Source organism: Pseudomonas sp. SBT1-2 (genome assembly GCF_028640875.1).
GTDB lineage: Bacteria > Pseudomonadota > Gammaproteobacteria > Pseudomonadales > Pseudomonadaceae > Aquipseudomonas > Aquipseudomonas chlororaphis_I.
Genome location: NZ_JAQZAA010000105.1, coordinates 1 through 20,396, shown reverse-complemented (window position 1 = coordinate 20,396; position 20,396 = coordinate 1). Strand labels below are relative to the sequence as shown.

General features: G+C 63.9%; 16 protein-coding genes. 2 read left to right on the top strand and 14 right to left on the bottom strand.

From position 1 onward, the window contains the following. Positions 1 to 25: 25 nt before the first annotated feature. The 10 genes from PVZ78_RS21930 to PVZ78_RS21885 form a co-directional block, all read right to left on the bottom strand. Positions 26 to 2,506 carry a TonB-dependent siderophore receptor gene (locus tag PVZ78_RS21930; protein ID WP_029526288.1) on the bottom strand — a complete coding sequence of 827 codons (2,481 nt, stop codon included), beginning with the start codon at positions 2,504 to 2,506 and terminating at the stop codon, positions 26 to 28. 103 nt (positions 2,507 to 2,609) lie between these two features. Then, positions 2,610 to 3,569, bottom strand: a complete 960-nt coding sequence (locus PVZ78_RS21925; protein WP_273829256.1) for a FecR domain-containing protein — start codon at positions 3,567 to 3,569, stop codon at positions 2,610 to 2,612. Next, positions 3,566 to 4,087, bottom strand: coding sequence for a sigma-70 family RNA polymerase sigma factor (locus tag PVZ78_RS21920; RefSeq protein WP_028682719.1), 522 nt, complete (start codon positions 4,085 to 4,087; stop codon positions 3,566 to 3,568). The genes PVZ78_RS21925 and PVZ78_RS21920 overlap by 4 nt, the downstream gene beginning before the upstream one ends. Positions 4,088 to 4,246: 159 nt before the next feature. Further along, complete coding sequence (locus PVZ78_RS21915; protein WP_273829255.1) at positions 4,247 to 5,482, bottom strand: M20 family metallo-hydrolase; 1,236 nt, start codon at positions 5,480 to 5,482, stop codon at positions 4,247 to 4,249. After that, positions 5,479 to 5,970 (bottom strand): L-2-amino-thiazoline-4-carboxylic acid hydrolase, encoded by a 492-nt coding sequence (locus PVZ78_RS21910; protein ID WP_009049480.1) that lies wholly within the window; start codon positions 5,968 to 5,970, stop codon positions 5,479 to 5,481. Before PVZ78_RS21910 ends, PVZ78_RS21915 begins: the two co-directional genes overlap by 4 nt. 67 nt (positions 5,971 to 6,037) lie before the next feature. Next, on the bottom strand, positions 6,038 to 7,195 hold the full coding sequence (locus PVZ78_RS21905; RefSeq protein WP_273829254.1) for a branched-chain amino acid ABC transporter substrate-binding protein: 1,158 nt from the start codon (positions 7,193 to 7,195) through the stop codon (positions 6,038 to 6,040). 86 nt (positions 7,196 to 7,281) lie between these two features. Then, complete coding sequence (locus PVZ78_RS21900; protein WP_273829253.1) at positions 7,282 to 7,998, bottom strand: ABC transporter ATP-binding protein; 717 nt, start codon at positions 7,996 to 7,998, stop codon at positions 7,282 to 7,284. Beyond that, positions 7,991 to 8,764, bottom strand: a complete 774-nt coding sequence (locus PVZ78_RS21895) for an ABC transporter ATP-binding protein (RefSeq protein WP_038633193.1) — start codon at positions 8,762 to 8,764, stop codon at positions 7,991 to 7,993. The genes PVZ78_RS21900 and PVZ78_RS21895 overlap by 8 nt, the downstream gene beginning before the upstream one ends. Further along, the gene (locus PVZ78_RS21890) at positions 8,761 to 9,864 is read right to left on the bottom strand and encodes an ABC transporter permease subunit (protein WP_041989363.1); all 1,104 of its coding nucleotides are present in this window, start codon (positions 9,862 to 9,864) and stop codon (positions 8,761 to 8,763) included. Before PVZ78_RS21890 ends, PVZ78_RS21895 begins: the two co-directional genes overlap by 4 nt. Then, complete coding sequence (locus tag PVZ78_RS21885) at positions 9,861 to 10,808, bottom strand: branched-chain amino acid ABC transporter permease (protein WP_273829252.1); 948 nt, start codon at positions 10,806 to 10,808, stop codon at positions 9,861 to 9,863. The genes PVZ78_RS21890 and PVZ78_RS21885 overlap by 4 nt, the downstream gene beginning before the upstream one ends. A 207-nt stretch (positions 10,809 to 11,015) precedes the next feature. Here PVZ78_RS21885 and PVZ78_RS21880 point away from each other — a divergent pair, with 207 nt between their 5' ends. Beyond that, positions 11,016 to 11,915, top strand: coding sequence for a LysR substrate-binding domain-containing protein (locus PVZ78_RS21880; protein ID WP_009049486.1), 900 nt, complete (start codon positions 11,016 to 11,018; stop codon positions 11,913 to 11,915). Positions 11,916 to 11,919: 4 nt separating this feature from the next. On the opposite strand, the gene PVZ78_RS21875 is transcribed toward PVZ78_RS21880, so the two are convergent. The 3 genes from PVZ78_RS21875 to PVZ78_RS21865 all read right to left on the bottom strand — a co-directional run bounded on the left by PVZ78_RS21875 (position 11,920) and on the right by PVZ78_RS21865 (position 17,230). After that, positions 11,920 to 13,245 carry an LLM class flavin-dependent oxidoreductase gene (locus PVZ78_RS21875; RefSeq protein WP_273829251.1) on the bottom strand — a complete coding sequence of 442 codons (1,326 nt, stop codon included), beginning with the start codon at positions 13,243 to 13,245 and terminating at the stop codon, positions 11,920 to 11,922. 244 nt (positions 13,246 to 13,489) lie between these two features. Continuing rightward, positions 13,490 to 14,509, bottom strand: a complete 1,020-nt coding sequence (locus PVZ78_RS21870) for a fimbrial protein (protein ID WP_273829250.1) — start codon at positions 14,507 to 14,509, stop codon at positions 13,490 to 13,492. A gap of 324 nt (positions 14,510 to 14,833) precedes the next feature. After that, a complete protein-coding gene (locus PVZ78_RS21865; protein WP_273829249.1) occupies positions 14,834 to 17,230 on the bottom strand; it encodes a TonB-dependent receptor plug domain-containing protein in 2,397 nt (798 codons plus the stop codon). A gap of 311 nt (positions 17,231 to 17,541) precedes the next feature. Between PVZ78_RS21865 and PVZ78_RS21860 the strand changes: the two genes are divergently transcribed. After that, a complete protein-coding gene (locus PVZ78_RS21860) occupies positions 17,542 to 18,525 on the top strand; it encodes a TerC family protein (RefSeq protein ID WP_110175736.1) in 984 nt (327 codons plus the stop codon). Between the two features lie 230 nt (positions 18,526 to 18,755). On the opposite strand, the gene estP is transcribed toward PVZ78_RS21860, so the two are convergent. Beyond that, a partial coding sequence (gene estP, locus PVZ78_RS21855; RefSeq protein ID WP_273828555.1) for an esterase EstP occupies positions 18,756 to 20,396 on the bottom strand: 1,641 nt, incomplete at its 5' end.

Below are 20,396 nucleotides of genomic sequence, written 5' to 3'. Positions count from 1 at the left end.
GGCGTTTTTTTATTGGCTGACCGGTTCAGAACTGCGCCTTGAGGGTCATGGTGAAGTTGCGTGGGTCGCCGTAGTAGTTGCCGAAGCTTTCGGTGCCGATGGTGGTGTAGTAGCGCTTGTCGAACAGGTTGTTGCCGTTGAGCGCCAGCGACCAGGTGTCGTCGATGCGGTAGCCGATGCGGCCGTTCCATACCGCGTAGCCGGCCTGGGTGATTTTTTCGCCATTGGCCTGCGAGACCCGGAAGTTGTCGCTTTGCGCGTTGACCCCGGCACCGATGTTGAAGCGCTCGAACGCGCCGTCGAGGGCGTAGTCGCCCCACAGGCGCAGCACATGGCGCGGCACGTAGCTGTTGAAGGCGGCGCCGTTGAGGCCGCTGTCGATGTCGTCGAGGGTCTTGGTCTGGGTGTAGGTGTAGCCGGCCAGCAGTTGCAGGCGCTCGATGACTTCGCCGCTGATCTCGGCTTCGAAGCCCTGGGCGCGGACCTTGCTGGAGTTCAGGTAGCAGTAGCCGTCCGATGACGCGCAACTGGAGTTGTAGTCGGTCTGCGCCTGGTCCTTCTGCACGGTCTGGAACAGGTTGAAGGAGCTGTTCAGGCGTCCTTCGAACCATTCGCCCTTGATCCCCAGCTCATAGCTTTCCCCCACCAGCGGCTTGAGCGCCGAGCCGCTTTGCGAGCGGTAGTTGCCCTGGGGCGTGAAGATTTCCGCGTAGCTGGCATAGGCAGTCAGGTTGTCGTTGAGGTCCAGCAACAGGCCGGCAAAGGGCGTGACCTGGCCGGTCTCGGTGCTCCTGGCGTGCTCCGAGGTGCCCGAGCTGAGGAACACCGAGTCGCTTTTCGAGCGGTACCAACTGACCCGGCCGCCGACGACAAAGGTCAGGGGCTCCGCCAGCTTGAGGCGCAGGGTCGAGTACAGGCCACGCTGTTCGGTGACGGTCTTCACCGGGCCACCACGGGTCGAGTTCTCGATGAAGTAACTGTCGTCCGGTTTCGGGATATGCCGGTCCGGGTTGAACACGTTCTGCCGCTGCGGCAGGAAGGCCACCGAGAAGAAATCGTCCTTGTCCGCGCGACTGCCGTTGACCCCCACCACCAGCTCATGCTGCAGGCCGAACGCGTTGAACTTGCCGTCCAGGTAGGCATCGAGGCCGTAATCGACCTGGTCGTAGTCGTACATGCTGCCGAGCATGCCGGTGGTGTCGATGCCGGGCGTCACCGCGCCGGAAGCGAAGGCATATTTGATGTCCTGGGTGTTCTTGGTATAGACGCCGGCGACCTTCAGCGCCCAGTCGTCGTTGAGCTGGTGCTTGAGGTCGCCGAACACCGTGGTGCGCTTGCTGCGCCAGGTGTTCCAGGACGGGTCGAGGCAGGTCGAGCGGCCGAGCTTCAGGTCGCTGCCGTCCTTGTAGCGCGGCAGGCCGCCCCAGCACGGGTTGGCGTCGACGTCTTCATAGGCGATGCCCAGGCCGAGGGTCGTGTCGGGGCTCAGGTCGAAGTCGAGCGCGCCGTAATACACCTGGTCCTTGCGACTGGCGTCGTCGATGAAGTAATGCCGGCTCTGCTCGGCCACCACCGCGCGGCCACGCAGGGTGCCGGACTCGTTGAGCGGACCGCCGGTGTCGACCTGCCCGCGGTAGTTGTCCCAGCTGCCGCCGGACAGCGTGACCTCGGTCTGCGGGGTGCCCTGGCCACGCTTGCGCACGAAGTTCACCCCGCCGGCGGTGCCGCCCGCGCCCTTCATCATCCCCGCCGCGCCACGGAGGATTTCCACCCGGTCGTAATAGGCCATGTCGCCGCTGAAGCTGTCGGCCTGGACATACTGGTTGCCCATGTCCAGCGGCACGCCGTCGTACTGATACTGGCCCGACATGCGAAAGCCGCGGGAATAGAAATACTTGCCGCCCATGGTCGAGTCGTAGACGGTGATGCCCGGGGTCTTTTCCATGACCTGGTCGATGCTGTGCAGGTTCTGGTCGTCGAGCATCTTGCGGGTCATCACCGTCACCGATTGCGGGGTTTCCCGCAGCGAGTGCTCGCCCTTGCCGATGGTCACCGCCCCGGTGGTGTAGGAACCGCTGCCCTCGGTGGTCGCGCCCAGCAGCTGGCCGTTGATGTTGGTGGCGCCCAGTTCCAGCGCCGAGCCGAGCACCGGCACCGCGCGCAGCACATAGCTGCCGTTGGCCTGGGGCTCGGCGCGCAGGCCACTGCCGCGCAGAATCCGCGCGAAACCTTCGTCGACCCCGAACTGGCCCTTGAGCCCGGGCGATTGCCGGCCCTGGGTCTGGCGCGCATCAAAGGAAATCGCCGCCCCGGCGGCGCTGGAGAAACGGGTCAGCACATCCACCAGGCTGCCGGCGCCGATGTCATAGGCGCGGACCTGGCTCTGCTGCGCCGCGGCCCCTGCGGCCGGGTCGGCATTCGCCGAGCAGGCGCTGGCCATGCTGGTTGCCAACAACGCGACTTTCACTGCATTCGCCAGACGACCTGGCGCGTTCACCCGAGACATGCTCCCTCCCCCAAAACGGTCAATGACAACTCACTGAGGGATGAGCCGAACGGTGCGGCCGAAAAGTGCAGGCGCCGGAAATTTTTTTATCCAAGGGCGATTGTCAGCGCGAATCGGCCCGGGCGACCTGGACCCAGAAACGGCTGTAGCGGGTCACGCGCAGGGCAAATCCGCTCTCCAGCGCCGCCAGCGCGAGGTCGGTGTCATCGATGGGAAAGACCCCGGAGACCTTCAGGTCGCCGATGGCCGGGTCCCAACGCAGCACGCCGGGACGATAGCGCGACAGGTCGTTGAGCAGCACAGCCAAGGGACGGTCGATGGCGATGATGCTGCCCTGCTGCCAGGCGCCCACCGAGACATCGTTGCCGCGTTGCATGCCCAGGCTGCGCTCGTTGAACGCCACCCGCTTGCCGGCCTCGACGCGCATCGCCGAACCGCTGCCCGGCACACTGACCTCCACCGCCTTTTCCAGCACCGCCACCTCGCCACCGCCGGGCTGGCTACGGACGATAAAACGCGTGCCCAGCGCCAGCACCTCGGCGTGGCGGGTGACCACCTTGAACGGGCGCTGCAATGGATCAGGCGCGGTACTGACAAGGATCTCGCCCCACAGCAGCTCCAGCACCCGCTGGCGCCCATCGAAGCGCAGGTTGACCGAAGTGTCGGTATTGAGCAGCAGGCGGCTACCATCCGCCAGGCGGAACTCGCGGCGCTCGCCGACCCGGGTGCGGTAGTCGCACATCAGGTTCTGCGCAGCCTGGCTGCGCCAGCCCAGCCAGCCCAGGGTGCCGGCACAGGTCAACAGCAAGGCGCTGCGCAGCACCTGGCGCCGGGAACTGTTGCCGGCCTTGCTCAAGGTCGGTGCCGCCAGGGCGCCCGGCACGCTGGCCATCTGCTCGGCCACTGCGGCCATGCGTTGCCAGGCCTGGCGATTCACTGGATCGGCCGCCAGCCAGCTGTCCCAGGCGGCCCGATCGGCGTCGGTCGCCGTGCCGGAATGCAAGCGGGCATACCAGCGCGCCGCGACACCGATGGCCTTCACTTCCTCGGCAGGCAGGCTCATGCGAGTTGCAACTGGATCTGCATCAGGCAGCAATGCTCCATGGCCTTGGCCATGTGGTTGTTCACCGTGCGCACGCTGACACCCAGCTGCTCGGCGATTTGCGGATAGGTCAGGCCATTGAACTGCGACAGGATAAAGGTCTGCTTGACCCGCGGCCCCAGCCCTTGCAGCAGGCGGTCGATTTCCATCAGCGCCTGGAACAGGATTGCCTGTTCCTCCGGCGATGGCTGCAAGGCTTCGGGCATCGCGGCCAGCACGTCAAGGTAGGCCTGCTCCAGCGAACGCCGGCGAAACAGATCGATCAGCAGCCCCTTGGCAATCATCGACAGGTACGAACGCGGCTCGCGGATATCCAGCGCGGAGCGGGCCTTGATCACCCGGACGAAGGTGTCCTGGGTCAGGTCCGCGGCATCGAAGGCGTTGCCCAGGCGCTTGCGCAGCCAGCCCTGGAGCCAGCCGTGGTGGTCACAATACAGATCGTTGACAGCACTGCGTAAGGACAGGTCGTTGGCGGGCATGACGATGGAATAATTCGCGACTGATAATGACTCGCATTGTCATCCGTGTCATCGCGGGTTGCAACACATTCTGCAGAAGCCTGGCGCAGCCGCAATGGCTGCGCCGCAGGCGGTATTTCTCCCCAGGCTTGCTGGAGTGCTGCGCAGCCTGCCGTGGATTCAGTTCCCCGCCTTGGCCAGGATCGACTGCAACAACACATCGGCGCCGGCCGTGGCCCAATGGGGGTGGATCGCTTCGGCTTCGTTGTGGCTGAGGCCGTCCACGCAGGGCACGAAGATCATCGCCGTGGGCGCCACGCGGTTCAGGTAGCAGGCGTCGTGCCCGGCCCCGGAGATCATCGGCCGGTGGCTGTGGCCCAGGGCTGCGCTGGCGGCGCGGACCACCTCGACGCAGTCGCGGTCGAAGGCGATGGGCGCGTACTGGAAGATCTGCTTGACGCTGTGCTGCAGGCCGATCCGCTCGGCAATCTGGGCCACCGCCTCGCGCAGCTGCTGGTCCTGACGGGCCAGCACCGCCTCGTCCGGGTGGCGGAACTCGACGCTGAAAAACACCCGCCCGGGCACCACGTTGCGCGAGTTGGGAAAGAGATTGGCCATGCCCACCGTAGCCCGGCCCTCGGCGCCCTGCTCCAGGCCCAGCTGGTTGACCGCCTCCACCACCCGGGCGAACCCGAGCACGGCATCCAGCCGATGGTCCATGGGCGTGGTCCCGGCATGGGCGCTGCGGCCCAGCAGTTCGACTTCATACCAGCGCTGGCCCTGGGCCCCGCTGACCACGCCGATGGTCAGGCCCTGGGCTTCGAGGATCGGGCCCTGCTCGATGTGCAGCTCGAACGCCGCGTGCACCGCCTGGCCGCCCACCGGATGAGTGCCGGCGTAACCGATGCGTTGCAGCGCCTCGCCGATGCTGACGCCCTCGGCATCGACTCGCGACAGGCCGTACTCCAGGTCGAAGACCCCGGCATACACCCCCGAGGCAATCATCGCCGGGGCGAAGCGCGAGCCTTCTTCGTTGGTCCAGTTGACCACCTCGATCGGCCGCTCGGTCTCGATCCCGAGGTCGTTGAGGGTGCGCAGCACTTCCAGCCCGGCCAGCACGCCGTAGATGCCATCGAACTTGCCGCCCGCCGGCTGGGAATCGCCGTGGGAGCCGGTCAGCACCGGCGCCAGCTCATCGTTGCGCCCGGCGCGCCGGGCAAAGATATTGCCCATGGCATCGATGCGGATCGTGCACCCTGCGGCTTCAGCCCAGGCCACGAACAGATCGCGGCCGCGCCGGTCCTCATCGCTCAGCGCCAACCGCGTGACCCCACCCTTGGCGGTGGCGCCGATCTGCGCCATCTCCATCAGCGAGGCCCACAGGCGCTCGCCATTGACCCGTGCCTGAAGACTCATGAGCGCGGCTCCTGGGGCTTGGCCCGGTAGCGGAAATCGCAGCGCGGCGCGCCGCCCATGATGGTCTGGGTGCGGGTCAGTTCAATGTCCGGGTTGTAGCCGACGATAAACAGCTCGTCGCGGTTGCACGACAGCAGGTGGCCGATCTCGCCCAGGCCCATCTCGTGGTACATCTCGGCGTAGCGGCAGCGTTTGACGTCATAGTCGTAGTGCTCGGCGTCGCTGGCGATGATCTCGACCTTCAGCGCGTCGTCCTGCTCCCAGAGCACCTGCAGCTCGACGAAGCTCTTGAGGTCGGCGCCGTTTTCCTCCAGGGCGGCGAAATGCCGGCCGGCCTGGATCGCCGCATTGCCCACGGCCTCGCCTATCACCGCCGCGGCATGGGCCTGGCCGTGCTCGCGCACCAGGATGTCGTAGATCGGCTTGATGATTTCCGCTTCGATCCGCCGCCGGGCGAGGATGCCCAGTTCACCTTGCAGTTTGCTCATTGTGTGCCTCCATCAGCTCCACGGAACCGGGCGAGCCACAGGGCCCGCCCGATGATTGGCCTTAGCCTTATTGCGCCGGTTCGCCACCCGCCACGCTCACCGGCTGCCACTGGCCAGCCTTGACCTGGTAGACGGTGAACGATGGGTTCTTCAGGTTGCCCTGGGCATCGAAGGCGATGGTGCCGGTCACCCCCGGATAATTGCTGGCGCGCAGCACCGGCAGGTATTGCCGGGGATCGGTCGAGCCGGCTTTCTCGATCGCCGCGATCAGCACGCCGACGCCGTCATAGGCGAATGGCGCATGCAGTTCGATGCCGTGTTTGAAGCGTTGCTGGTACGCCTGCTCGAAGGCCTTGCCGCCAGGCATCTGCGCCACCGCCAGGCCCGGCTCCAGGGCAATCACGCCCTCGCCTTCGTTTTGCGCCAGTTGCAGGAAGGTCTGGCTGACAAACCCACCGGCGCCCATCAGCGGGGCCTTGATCCCCAGTTGCTTGATGCGCCGGGCCAATGGCGCGGCCTGGGAGTCGACGCCGCCGAAGAAAATCAGGTCGGGGTTCTGGCTGCGGATATTGGTCAGCACCGCGCTGAAATCGATGGTCTTGTCGTCCACATACTCGCGCGCCACCACGCTGGCGCCACCGGCCTCGACGGCCTTGGCGAACTGGTCCGCCAGACCCTGGCCGAAGGCGGTGCGATCGTCGATCACCGCGATGCGCCGGGCCTTGAGGCTATTCAACGCATAGTCGCCGGCGACCCGGCCGCCATCGTCGTCATGGCCCATGATCCGGAAACTGCTGTCGAAACCCTGCTGGGTGTAGGCATGGCCGGTGGCGACCGGCGCCACCTGGGCGATCCCGGCGTCGTGGTAGACCCGCGCTGCGGGAATGCTGGTGCCGGTGTTCCAGTGGCCGACCACCCCGACCACCTCGGCGTCGACCAGGCGCTGGGCCACCGAGACCGCCGTGCGTGGATCGGACTGATCGTCTTCGGAGACCAGCTTGTAAGTCACCGCCTCGCCATTGATCTGCGGGTGGCGGGCGTTGGCCTGGTCGATGGCCAGTTGCGCGCCGTTTTCCAGATCCTTGCCGATCCGCGCCGAGGGCCCGGTCAGCGGCCCGGCGAGGCCGATCAGCACCTGTTGCTCGGCCTGGGCCCCGGCGCTGGCCAGGCTGCTCAGCGCCAGGCCCAGGAGTACGGCACGTTTGAATGGAGCGGAAGTCTTCATCGGTATTTCCTGTTTCAGGCAGGCCATGTCTGGCCTGTACGGGCTTGTCGGAACACGCCGGGCGTCCGGTAGCGTCAGTGGTTGATTCATTCCCCGAGGTACGCCGCGCGCACCTCCGGGTCGTCGAGCAGATCGCGCGAGGCGCCGCTCAGGCTGATGCGGCCGGTGTCCATCACGTAGGCGCGGTCGGTGACCTGCAAGGCCAGCCGGGCGTTCTGCTCCACCAGCAACAGGGTCATGCCCTGGCGGCAGACGTCGTCGATGACCTGGAACAGCTTCTCCACCATGATCGGCGCCAGCCCCATGGAGGGCTCGTCCAGCACCAGCAGGCGCGGCCGGGCCAGCAGCGCCCGGGCCAGGGCGAGCATCTGCTGCTCGCCGCCGGAGAGCAGCCCGGCGCACTGCTGCAGGCGTTCTTCCAGGCGTGGAAAGTGCTCGAACAGCTGGCGGATCTCGCGGTTGACCTGGGCCCGGTCACGGCGCAGGAAGGCCCCGGCCTGGAGGTTTTCCAGCACCGTCATGCGGGCGAAGATGCCGCGCCCTTCCGGGACCATGGCGATACCCTGGCGTAGCAGTTCATGGGGCGCCAGGCCGAGCACCGGACGCCCGGCGAAATGGATCTGCCCCCGGGCCGCCGGCAGCAACCCGGTGAGCGCCTTGAGGCTGGAAGTCTTGCCCGCGCCGTTGGCGCCGATCAGGGTCACCCGCTCACCCTCGGCGATCCGCAGGTCCAGGGACTTGACCGCTTCGATGGCGCCGTAGCGCACCTGCAAGCCGTCGATTTTCAACAGTGGCTCAGACATCGGCGCTGGCTCCCAGGTAGGCTTGAATCACTGCCGGATGGCGACGCACCTGCTCTGGCGCGCCCTCGGCGATCACCCGCCCGTAGTCCAGCACGCTGATGCGGTCGCATACCCCCATCACCAGTTTCACGTCGTGCTCGATCAGCAACAGGCTGTGGCCATCGCCGCGGATTTTTTCCAGCAGGCCGCGCAGTTGCACTTTCTCGCTGGCGTTCATCCCCGCCGCCGGCTCGTCGAGGGCCAGCAGCAGCGGTTCGGTCGCCAGGGCGCGGGCGATTTCCAGGCGCCGCTGATGGCCGTAGGACAGGCTGTCGGCACGGTAGTCGGCGAAGCCGGCCAGGCCCACGTATTCCAGCAGGCGACAGGCCTGCTCGCGGGTCCGGGCTTCTTCCTCGCGGGCCCGGCGATGCCGGCTCAAGGCGGCCCAGAGGCCGTTGCGGGTGCGCACATGGCGCCCGACCATGACGTTCTCCAGCGCGCTCATGGCGTTGAACAGGCGGATGTTCTGGAAGGTCCGGGCGATACCGGCCCGGGCCACCCGGTGCACCGCCGTGGGCCGATAGGCCTGGCCATCGAGCTGAAAACTTCCGGAGTCAGCGCTGTAGAGGCCGGTCATGACATTGAAGAAGGTGGTCTTGCCGGCGCCATTGGGGCCGATCAAGCCGTAGATTTCCCCGGGCTGGATGCTCAGGCTGACATCGCTCAGCGCGGCGACCCCACCGAAGTGCTTGTTCACCCCTGCGATCCGCAACAACGGCTGGTTCATCGCGCACCTCCCGCCGGCGCCGGCCACAGGCCCGCGGGCCGATAGAGCATGGCCAGGATCAGCGCCAGCCCGTAGAACAGCTGGCGGATGATTTCCGGGTCCAGCAGCACCTGGCCGAACAACGCCTGCTGCAACGGGCCCATGCTCGCGCGCAGGGCTTCCGGCAAGGCCGCCAGCAGCACGCAGCCGAGGATCACTCCAGGGATATGGCCCATGCCGCCCAGCACCACCATGGCCAGCACGGCAATCGACTCGTTGAGGGTGAAAGACTCCGGCGACACGAAGCCCTGGAAGGAAGCGAACAGCGCGCCGCTGATACCGCCGAAGGCAGCGCCTATGGCAAACGCCAGCAGCTTCAGGCGCCGGGTATCCAGGCCCATGGCTTGCGCCGCGTCCTCGTCCTCGCGAATCGCCATCCAAGCGCGACCGATGCGCGAACGCTGGAGGCGGATACAGGCGAACAGGATCAGCAGCACCAACGCGGCGAACAGGTAGTAGTACAGGTAGACCGACGGCAGGCGCAGGCCGAACAACTCCTGGCTGCGGCCGAGGTTGATCCCCAGCAGGTGCACCGGGTCGACCTGGGCAATGCCCTTGGGGCCGTTGGTGAGGTTCACCGGCCGGTCGAGGTTACGCAGCAGGATGCGAATGATCTCGCCAAAACCCAGGGTGACGATGGCCAGGTAGTCGCCGCGCAGGCGCAGGGTCGGCGCCCCCAGCACCAGGCCGCAGCCGGCCGCCAGCAGCGCGGCCAGGGGCAGGATCAGCCAGATCGAGGTATGCAAACCTTCCGGCAGGACCGCCGCCAGGGCCGGGAACTGCGCCAGCAGGTGCGGCGAGGACAGCAGCGCCGCGAGGTAGGCGCCCACCGCGTAGAAGGCGATAAAGCCCATGTCCAGCAGCCCGGCGTAACCGACCACGATGTTCAGCCCCAGGGCCAGCATGATGTAGAGCAGCGCGAAATCCAGGGTCCGGACCCAGGTGTTACCGCCCGCATGGCCGACCACCCAGGGCGCCAGGACCAGGGCCAGGGTGAACAGCAGCAGGCCGAAGTGGGCGCGGGTGCTGGAAGGTGTTGCCAGTGCGGTAGTGAGTGTCATGCGCGGCTCGCCAGTCGTTCGCCAAGAATCCCCGAAGGACGCAACACCAGCACCGCGATCAGCACGATAAAGGCGAACACATCCTGATAGTTGCTACCGAACACGCCGCCGGTGGCCGTTCCCAGGTAGCCGGTGCCCAAGGCTTCGATCAGCCCCAGCAGCAGGCCGCCGAGCATCGCCCCCTTGAGGTTGCCGATGCCCCCCAGCACCGCGGCGGTGAAGGCTTTGATCCCTGGCAGGAAGCCCATGTAGAAATGCGCGCTGCCGTAGTTGCTGGCCATCATGATGCCGGCGAGCGCGGCCAGGGCGCCGCCGATGGCGAAGGTCAGCACGATGATGCGGTTGGGGTTGATGCCCATCAGGCTCGCGACCTGAGGGTTCTCGGCGACCGCGCGCATGGCCCGGCCAAAGCGGCTGCGCTCCACCAGCACCAGCAGCGCCAGCATCACCGCCAGGGCGATGCCGATGGTGGTCAGGGCGGTGGCATTGGTGACCGCGCCATGCCCGGAAGTGCCGGTCAGCACCTCGATCGGCTCCAGCGGCAGCAATTGCGGGAACATCTGCGGGTTGCGCGTCCACACCAGCATGGCGGCGGTTTGCAGCAGCAGCGACACGCCGATGCCGCTGATCAGCGGGGCCAGGCGCGGCGCATGGCGCAGGCGCCGGTAGGCGACCCGTTCGATCAGCACCGCGAGCAAGGCGCAGCAGGCCATGGCGATCAGGGTAGCCAGCAGCAGGACCAGCACCGCGGGCAATTCGGGCCAGGCGGCCTGCAACAGGCGAATCACCGACAACCCGATCAGGGCGCCAATCATCAACACGTCGCCATGGGCGAAGTTGATGATCCGCAGGATGCCGTAGACCATGGTGTAACCCAGGGCCACGAGCGCGTAGAGACTGCCCGACATCAAGCCATTGAGCAGTTGCTGGATAAAGGCATCCATGAAAACCATCAACCCCATGTACCAAGGGTCGGACCGCACCGCGCGCCGACCGGAAAGCAAGAACGCGGCACACTAATTATTTATTCTATTTTTATCAAATATCAGAAATTCATATGGTTATGCGAAATAAAAGAAACGCTATAACCGCCACAAATACGGCAGCTACGACCCTTTATTTCTCAAATATCTTGGTATTTAATTCAACACATGAATAATTTAGAACAGTTAGCCAATGACCCTCCACTGCGTGCCGTACGCACCTTCGAAGCCTTCGCCCGCCATGGCGGGGTGAACGCCGCCGCCCGCGAGCTGGACGTCTCCCCCTCCGCGGTCAGCCATCAGTTGCACCTGCTGGAAAGCTTCCTGCAGCAGCCGTTGACCTTGCGCCAGGGCCGCAACCTGATCCTCACCGAGGAAGGCCGCGAGTATTACCGGGCGATCCGCTCGGCCTTCGCCGTGCTGCGCAGCGCCACCGAGCATGTGCGGGAAAAAAGCGCCACGCGCCAGGTCACCATCAGCCTGATCCCGCTGTTCGGCATCAACCTGTTCATTCCGCGCCTGGCGGAGTTTTTGCGGGACCATCCGGAGCTGGACATCAACGTCACTTACGCCAACCACCGCAGCTACCCCAGCGACGCGGCGGACCTGTCGATCCGCTTCGGCACCGGGCACTGGCCGGGGTATCACAGCGAGCCGCTGATTTCCGGGGCGGTCACGCCCTATTGCAGCCGCGCCTTTCTCGAACGGCACGGCCCCATCGACAGCCCCCAGGCCCTGAGCGAACTGCCGCTGCTGCACGACGAGGAACGCGGCACCTGGGGCCAGTGGCTGCAGGCCGCCGAGGTGCGCCACGCCACCGCGCTCAACGGCCTGCTGCTGGAAGACGGCCAGCTGGCCCTGACCGCCACCCTCACCGGCCTCGGCTGCTCATTGCTGCGCGAGCCGCTGGTGGCGCCCCATGTGGCCAGCGGCGAGCTGGTGAAACTGTTCGACCTGGAGGTCGACGACGGACGTCAGTATTACCTGTGCCGCCGCGCCAACAGCGAACTCTCCACCGAAGGCGTCGAGCTGTATGAGTGGATCAAGCGCAGCCTGGTGCGGGGATAAAAGCTCAGGTAAAAAACCGGTTCGCCGGCCGCGGCAGCCCGAGGTTTTCGCGTAACGTAGCCCCCTCGTATTCGCGGCGGAAAATCCCCCGCCCCTGCAATTCGGGAATGACCTTGGCGACGAAGTCGTCGAGGCCGCCCGGCAGCCAGGAAAACATGATGTTGAATCCGTCGCTGCCGTGGGTCTCCAGCCATTGCTGCATGTCGTCGGCGATGCTCCGCGCGGTGCCGACGAACGACAGGCCGGCGTATCCACCGAGGCGCTGGGCCAGTTGGCGGACTGTCAGCTGTTCGCGGTCGGCCAGCGCCAATACGCGCTCGCGGGCGCTCTGGCTGGCGTTGGTTTCGGGGATCGGCGGCAGGAACGCGTCCGGATCGAACTTCGTCGCGTCGGTGCCCAGGGCGATGGACAGCGAGGCAATCGCGCTCTCGTAGTGCACCAGGCTGTCGAGGTGCGCGCGAATCCGCCGTGCTTCCTCCTGGGTATCACCGACCACCACAAAGGCCCCGGGCAGGATCTTCAAATGCTCGGGGTCGCGGCCGACGGCGACCATGCGCCGCTTGATATCGGCATAAAACGAGCGGCCCTCCTCCAGCGTGCCCGGGGCGACAAAAATCACCTCCGCGGTTTCCGCGGCCAGCTGGCGCCCGGGCTCCGACGCGCCGGCCTGCACGATCACCGGCCAGCCCTGCACCGGGCGCGCGATGTGCAGCGGTCCGCGGACGTTCAGGTGGCGGCCGGCATGGTCGAGGCGGTGCAGCTTGTCCGGGTCGAAATACACCCCGCTGTCGGCATCGCGCACAAAGGCGTCGTCCGCCCAGCTGTCCCAGAGCCCGGTGACCACCTCATAGAACTCCCGCGCCCGGGCATAACGCTGGTCATGGGCGAAGGCCTGCTCCAGGCCGAAGTTCAGCGCGGCATCGGGGTTGGCGGTGGTGACGATATTCCAGCCGGCGCGGCCGTTGCTCAGGTGGTCGAGGGAAGCGAAACGCCGGGCGATATGAAACGGTTCGTCATAGGTGGTCGAAGCCGTCGCCACCAGGCCGATGTGTTCGGTGGCCTGGCTGAGGGCGGACAACAGGGTGAAGGGTTCGAACGAGGTGGCGGTATGGCTGCGCTTCAAGGCGTCGATGGGCATGTTGAGCAAGGCCAGGTGGTCGGCCATGAAAAACGCATCGAAGCGCGCCCGCTCAAGGGTCTGGGCGAAACGCTTGAGGTGGGCGAAGTTGAAGTTGGCGTCGCGATAGGCGCCCGGGTAGCGCCAGGCGCCGGTGTGAATGCTGACCGGGCGCATGAAAGCGCCCAGCTTGAGTTGGCGTTGGGCAGGCATGGAAAGCTCCTTGTGACAGCTCCTGGGTCAGAGGACCCGCAGCATCGACCGGGCAAACTTGGCCTGTCCAATAATCAAAGGTGCTGGCTTATGCCGTTATGGCGCGGTGCTGTCCTGCCCTGGAACAGCCCCGCCGCTGCAAATGCCTCAATGACTGCGAACTTGCAACGACGAGTTCACGATGGCCCGGCAGGCAATAAACTCAAACTCCGAACACTATCGATATAAAAAAGAAACTCATCATTCAAAGATAACTAAAGACAAAAGTCAGTGTGCCATCGGCCTTGCCACCTGAAACCTGACTGCTCGTTTGAATATACCTGGCCGCCAACTTTATCGGGTTGAGACCTGCAACTATCGTTCCCATGAACTGGGCTTGCCCCAGCAGCATGGGTGCAAGATTCCCTGTAGAAGCGTTGAGTAGCTGGATACCAATCCCCTTCGCCGACTGCGGCGAAGACGACAACTTGATGGTACCCGGGTAGCCGCTGACCTGATGGGTGTTATCCAGCGTCATGGTGAGTATTGCACTTGAACTGCACAATAGGTCGATCGAAAAGTTTTTCGATGGCGTGACACTTCCCTGACCACGAAAATTGCTTGCATTCACCCTGCCCATATTGACCTGAACGCTGTCCTGGGTCAGGAAGCAGGAAGGCACCGTAACCTTGATCGTTGGAAATTGAAATGTATTCAGTTTCTTATCATAAAGCCCACCAAACATGGAGTCTGGAGCGGTCATCACTGAAATATCCGGGAAGTAAAAATTTCCCGTGGAAACATCCCCCAACTTGATCCATTCGAACTTATGTTCAAGAGTGTAATATTTAACCCCACCCCTATAGGGAAAGCTAAAATTGGCGATGGGACTTTTACTATTAAGAGCAGTACCACTAAACGAATAGCTTCCAGAGGGGCCTGACATAGTCCATCTCAATCCAATCCCGGCATGGCTCGTTTTCAATACTCCATTACTCACTCCAACCGCCGAATTGGCAGACGACTTGAAGTACTGGGCATATGCGCCGGTTGGGAAGTAACGGTTATCACAACTTATAAAGGTTTTAACCTCGGCAGATCCCAGTACGCCGCCAATTGGAACGTCCTTCTGAACAACCAGCGAGGTGGAAAAAGGAACAATGACAGAAGCAGAGCCCGAAGGAACGCAGACATCCGTAAGAGCAGCGAATGAGTACGGGGAGAAAAAACTGCCCGCCACTATTAAAAACACCGGCAATGGGTTGAACCCACGACTCCTGAACAAGGGATTCTCCTGAAAAAATAAAAACAAAAGATAAAAAATGTGAACAGATATTACGTGGCGGACCGAACAGTCTAAATAGGATAAATCTCAAAGAGATTTTCCACTTTCCATAATTTTCATAAGAATTTTGCCAAGCAAAATGAAGAAAGATTCTTATGACAAGCATCTCGCCCAAGAGGAACTGCCCATTGATCTGGAGAACTTTCCTTACCCGATCATCGGACGGGCTGGCCGATGCCGTCACGACGCGCCACGGCCAATCCCCACGGGGCCCGACACCCGCCGGGCCCTTTGGACAGCGCCTTGCACCCTGCCCGCTAAGTCCTACCAGCTATAGGCAACCTTGGCGTAGTAGAACGCGCCACTGTAGCCGTAGGGCGAGAAGGTGCTGTACGCCAGGTTGCCGCCGCTGGAGGAGTAGGCGTTGACCTTCTCCGGGTATTTGTCGGTGACGTTGTCGCCGCCCAGGGTGAACAGCCAGTTCTGCAGCTTGTAGTCGACCGCCAGGTCCAGCAGCCAGGCGGCGCTGAAGGTCTGGTCGTTGACCTTGTCCGCCTGGTAGCTGGTGAACTCGCCGTAACGCACCAGGTTGCTGTGCAGCGCCCAGTTGCCGTAGTTGAAGTCGTTGGCCAGGCTCAGCTTGTGCTGCGGCGTGGTGTCGCCCAAGAGGCCGATGCGCTCGCGCCGGTCGACCCGCACCAGGTTGACCCCCAGTTGATCGAGGATCGCCGGGTTGGCTTTCACATCGGTGACCTTGGTGTGGTTGTAGTTGTAGCCGAGCGTACTGTTCCAGCGGATGCCGTTGTCCAGCCGGTAGCGATAGTTGGCCACCAGGTCCACGCCGTCGGTGCTGGTGTCGGTGGCGTTGGTGAAGTAGCGCGCGCTGGTGTAGTTGATGTTGCCGACGCCGTTGGCCTTGAGGTAATCGATCGCGGTGTTATTCAGCACCAGGTTCGACGACAGCGACACCCGGTCGCGGATATCGATGTGGTACAGGTCGGCGGTGACCGTCAGGTTGTCCAGCGGTTCGAGCACCAGGCCCAGGCTGTAGTTGCGCGATTTTTCCGCCTTGAGGTCTTCCGCCCCCAGCAGCCTGGCGACCTGGCTGTCCGCGGCGAAGGTGCCGGATTCCTGAATCGTGTTGCCGATCAGTTGCGACGACGTGAAGGTGAAGTTCTGCTGCGCCAGGGACGGCGCGCGAAAGCCCGTGGAGACACTGCCGCGCAAGGCCACCCGCGGGGTGAAGTCGTAGCGCGCCGAGAGCGAGCCGCTGACGTTGGAACCGAAGTCGCTGTAGTCCTCATGCCGCACCGCCGCCGACACCGCCAGCTTGTCGGTGAAGTGGGTCTCCAGGTCCAGGTACTGGGCGAAGTTGTGGCGCGACGAGCTGCCGGCGTCCGAATCGCGGAAACCGCCCAGCCCGGAACTGCCGGTCTGGTAGTAGGACTCGGGCTGCCCGGCCTCGATCTGATACCCCTGGTGCAAGTACTCGGTACCGAAAGCCACCGACACCGGGTAAGGCAGCCAGCCCAGGCTGAACTCCCGCGACAGGTCCAGGCTCAGTTGCCGCTGGTCGTTGGTCAGGGTGCCGTTGTCGAACGCGTGCGGGGTGTCCAGGCCCAGCGAGGTGTTGATGGTCTTGGTCCGCAGTTCATAGGTGTTCTTGCCGTAGTTGGCCGACAGGTCGTAGTGCCAGTTGTCCAGCAGCTCGCCACGCAGGCCGAGCACCAGGCTGGTGTCTTGCAGGGTGCCGTTGATCAGCGGCAGGTAACCGTTGGGGTGCAGCACCGGGTTGTTGTTCGAGGCATTGCTGGCGCGATAGAAGGCCGCGGTTTCGCCCCGGCGCTTGCTGTAGCCGCCGAAGCCATACAGCTCGGCGGCATCGTTGAAGCTGTAGGCCGAGTTGAACTGGAACTTGCCCTCCTCGGTTTCCGGTTCGCCCTGGCGGAACACATGCTGGCCGTAGGTGGTGGAGCCGACGCTGGCGGGTCGGAAGTCTTTGCCGGCGCGGTCGGTGTAGTCGTTGTTCGCGCCCTCGCCGGACAGGCTGACAAAGCCGTTGTCCCCCAGGGCAAAACCGCTGTTGCCGGCGACCTGGCGCTGAATGCCGTCGCCCTTCTTGTACTGCCCGTATTTAGTGGATATCGAGCCGCCGTGGTCGGCGCTCTTCAAGATGATGTTGATCACCCCGGCAATAGCGTCCGAGCCATAACGCGCCGAGGCGCCATCGCGCAGCACCTCGATATGGTCGATGGCCGACAGCGGGATCGCGTTCAGGTCCGCCGGCGCCGAGCCGCGCCCCACTGCGCCGCCGAGGTTGACGAAGGCCGAGGTGTGGCGGCGCTTGCCGTTCACCAGCACCAGCACCTGGTCCGGCGACAACCCGCGCAACTGCGCCGGGCGGGTCAGCTCGGCGCCATCCACCAGGCTCGGACGCGGGAAATTGATCGACGGGATCAGCTTGGCCAGCACCGTGGCCAGTTCGCTGGAACCGGAACTGCGCAGGCTCTCGCCGGCAATCACATCGATGGGTGACAGCGACGCGCTGGCGGTGCGCTCCTGGGCCCGGGTGCCGGTGACGATCACCGTATCCAGCCGGGCCGCTGTGTCGCTGTCTTCCGTGACCTGCGCGGCCCCTGCGCCGCCACTCCAGAGCACGGCGCCCAGCACATTGGCCGAGACGATCGCCGTGGACAGAAGGTGTTTTGTGTAGCTCCCCATACCGCTCTCCTTGACGCCAAAACCAGGGCGAACAACGCCTGGCATGCAGACGAGCGATCCGTGCGGCGGACGGTGGCGATCATCGATTCTGTTTTAAGAATGGATCCAGTTGACCGGCCATATAATCTAAAGCGCTATCAGATAAATTTTTAAATACCGTTATCGAATAAACCAGGGCATAAGCCGAACGCATCCGCGACACTTCGTAAATAACGAACCATGGCCCAGGAATAATCGATTTTTCTTCATGGCAAGCTCCCCGCTAGCATGACCTGTCGGCTCCAGAACAAAGCCCTGACCGGGAGAACGGCATGCAGTCCCTGCACATCGGCGAACCCTGGATGTGGTTCGCCTTCATCGCCTTCGTGCTTGCCATGCTGGCCTTGGACCTGTTTGTCCTCGGCGGGCGCAAGGCGCACCGCGTATCGGTGCGCGAGGCATCGTCCTGGGTGATTGCCTGGTCCACGCTGGCGGTGGTCTTCGCGGGATTGCTCTGGTGGTACCTGGAAGCCGAGTTCGGGCCTGAGATCGCACGACACAAGACCCTGGAATTCCTTACCGGCTATCTGATCGAACAGTCGCTGTCGATCGACAACATGTTCATCTTCGTGATGATTTTCGGCTACTTTGCCGTGCCGCCGGAGTTGCAGCGCCGGGTGTTGCTGTACGGGGTGCTCGGGGCAATCGTGATGCGCGGGGCGATGATTTTCGCCGGCGTGTGGCTGGTGTCGCAGTTCGCGTGGCTGCTGTATGCGTTCGGTGTGTTCCTGATCATCACCGGGATCAAGATGCTGCTCTTCGCCCACCAGCAGCCCGACCTCGCCAGGAACCCCTTGTTACGCTGGGTACAAGGCCATCTGCGCATCACCAAAAGGTTTCATGACGAGCACTTTTTTGTGCTGCAAGACGGTCGGCGCTGGGCCACGCCGATGTTCCTGGTGCTGGTGCTGATCGAGGCCAGCGACCTGATGTTCGCGGTCGACAGCATCCCGGCGATCTTTGCCATCACCACCGACCCGTTCATTGTGTTCACCTCGAACATCTTCGCGATCATGGGCCTGCGCGCCCTGTACTTCCTGCTGGCCGACATGGCCGACCGCTTCCACCTGCTCAAGTACGGCCTGGCGATCGTGCTGGTGTTCATCGGCACCAAGATGACGCTGATGCCGTGGCTGCACATGCCGGTGGAATGGTCGCTGGCCGTGGTCGGTGGAATCATCCTGGCTTCGGTGCTGCTGAGCCTGATCAAAAGTCGCAACAAAGCGTCTGACGAGGACCGGATGCGAACGCCGTAGCAACTGTGTTCCTCACGTGACTTGCGCCGAATCCACCCTGCTACGCAGCCCAGGCCTGTCGATGGGTGGCAGCGAAGCGCTGGCAAGGCATAAGGCGGATCTGCGACAAGTGCTGCCGTACCCGGACCCGAGACAGCGGATGACCTGATTCGCGTCCGGTCGGGCCTGATGACGCGAAGCAGCGGCTACAGGTGGAAACCTCGTAGCCGCTGCCGAGACTGCAGGGGATTTTAGAAGTCGAGACTGACCCCGACGTTGATACCTTGCTGGGTGAAGTCATCGTCCTTGCGGATGTTGTAGCTGGCACGCAGGGCCAGGTCCTGGGTGAGCTTGTGGCTGACCCCGAGGTTCAGGCGGTTCAGGTTGGTCTGCGGGGTATAGCCTTCGAGGGTGTAGTTGTTGTCCGGCAGGCTGTTGAGGGCCATGGTCAGCTTCTGGGTATCGTCCTCGTATTCCTTTTCGTGGGCGATTTCGCCGAACACCTGGGTTTGCTGGGTGATCTGATACTTGCCTTGCAGGCCGATGCCCAAACGCCGTGAGGTGCGTTTCTGGTCATCGAAGGTCAGGGCGGTGGAGTCGCTGCCGTCCTCGGAGTAACCGTCGACCTTGGCCCGCGCGTAGTCGGCGCTGATGAACGGCGACAGGTGCCACGGGCTGCTGGCCTGCTGCGCGATGTCGTAGCCCAGGCGAGCGCTGAAGGCCAGGATGTCGCCGCTGGTGTCGCCTTTTTCCCCGCGCTCGTTGGGGCCCAGGTCGAATTTGCGCTTGAGGTTGTCGTAGTCCAGGTGTCCGGCGGTAGCCGCCGCGTCGGCCCACCAGCGGTTTTGCTGGTACTGGACGAAGGCGGTGCCCAGGTAGGTGTTGAGCTTGTAGTCCGAATCGTTGCTGCCCGCTTCGAGCTTCTGCCGATAGGCGCCGGCCAGCACGCCCACTCGCCAGGCCTCGTCGAGCCGGTAGCTACCACCGATGTTCAGGTTGAAGCCGTTGCCGTCGGCACTGGCGCCGCTGCGCTGGCTGTCGAAGTCCTGATGCTGGCCACCCGCGGCGACAATCGCCCGCCATTGACCCACGCCCTGCCAGTTTTCCCAATCGGCCTGCCATTGGTTGCGCAACTCATCCTGGTGCGCACGCAGGGTGCCCTGGGCCATTTCCGGGAGCAGGGTTATTTCCCAGGGCGCTGCCAGCAGGGAGTAAGCGTAATCGGCGATCAGCCGCTGGCCGGCTTCGGTGGGGTGGACCGAGTCGTTATAGATCAACTTGCTCGGGTCAGGTGTGGCGCTGTGAATGCCATAGCGGGCGTTTTCCGTACAGCCATTGCCACTGAAGCAGGTGGCGGTGAGATTCTGATCGGTGGCCAGGCCGAACTGTGCCGGGTTGGCGAAGCTTTCCTTCAAGAGCACGGGAATATTGAGGGGAATGACTTCGGCATCGACCGTCTGTAGTTGCCGCACCAACTCGGTGTTGAACTGGGCGCTGAGTTGGGAGGTGAACCCTTGCAACGGGCTGCCGTTGATTGCCGGGGTCAGGCCGATATCCGGTAGCAGCCAGACCATGATGTAGCGGGCGCCGGCCTGTTGCAGGGTCTGCACGCTGTCGACCAGGCGACCAGCTGCTGCATTGGCCTGGTCGAGGCTGGTGACGCGGCCCTGGAGGAAGTCGTTGCCGCCGCCCGACAGGTAGTACAGGGCATTCGGGTCGGCGCGCAAATGGTTGGCCACCAGATAACCCGGGCGGCTACGGCTGCCGGCGGTCGAGGTGGTGGTAATCGAATCGAGAATCTGGTCGGTGCGATAACCGCCGACCGCCCAGTTGTTGCCGTCAGGCAGGCCTTCGCTGGCGCGGGTGGCCGAGGTCGAGGCGGCGAGCTGGTC

Bases quoted from the DNA above. Each gene is read 5' to 3' on its own strand.
- PVZ78_RS21930 (WP_029526288.1), bottom strand. From the start codon at position 2,506: ATGTCTCGGGTGAACGCGCCAGGTCGTCTGGCGAATGCAGTGAAAGTC.
- PVZ78_RS21925 (WP_273829256.1), bottom strand. From the start codon at position 3,569: ATGAGCCTGCCTGCCGAGGAAGTGAAGGCCATCGGTGTCGCGGCGCGC.
- PVZ78_RS21920 (WP_028682719.1), bottom strand. From the start codon at position 4,087: ATGCCCGCCAACGACCTGTCCTTACGCAGTGCTGTCAACGATCTGTAT.
- PVZ78_RS21915 (WP_273829255.1), bottom strand. From the start codon at position 5,482: ATGAGTCTTCAGGCACGGGTCAATGGCGAGCGCCTGTGGGCCTCGCTG.
- PVZ78_RS21910 (WP_009049480.1), bottom strand. From the start codon at position 5,970: ATGAGCAAACTGCAAGGTGAACTGGGCATCCTCGCCCGGCGGCGGATC.
- PVZ78_RS21905 (WP_273829254.1), bottom strand. From the start codon at position 7,195: ATGAAGACTTCCGCTCCATTCAAACGTGCCGTACTCCTGGGCCTGGCG.
- PVZ78_RS21900 (WP_273829253.1), bottom strand. From the start codon at position 7,998: ATGTCTGAGCCACTGTTGAAAATCGACGGCTTGCAGGTGCGCTACGGC.
- PVZ78_RS21895 (WP_038633193.1), bottom strand. From the start codon at position 8,764: ATGAACCAGCCGTTGTTGCGGATCGCAGGGGTGAACAAGCACTTCGGT.
- PVZ78_RS21890 (WP_041989363.1), bottom strand. From the start codon at position 9,864: ATGACACTCACTACCGCACTGGCAACACCTTCCAGCACCCGCGCCCAC.
- PVZ78_RS21885 (WP_273829252.1), bottom strand. From the start codon at position 10,808: ATGGATGCCTTTATCCAGCAACTGCTCAATGGCTTGATGTCGGGCAGT.
- PVZ78_RS21880 (WP_009049486.1), top strand. From the start codon at position 11,016: ATGAATAATTTAGAACAGTTAGCCAATGACCCTCCACTGCGTGCCGTA.
- PVZ78_RS21875 (WP_273829251.1), bottom strand. From the start codon at position 13,245: ATGCCTGCCCAACGCCAACTCAAGCTGGGCGCTTTCATGCGCCCGGTC.
- PVZ78_RS21865 (WP_273829249.1), bottom strand. From the start codon at position 17,230: ATGGGGAGCTACACAAAACACCTTCTGTCCACGGCGATCGTCTCGGCC.
- PVZ78_RS21860 (WP_110175736.1), top strand. From the start codon at position 17,542: ATGCAGTCCCTGCACATCGGCGAACCCTGGATGTGGTTCGCCTTCATC.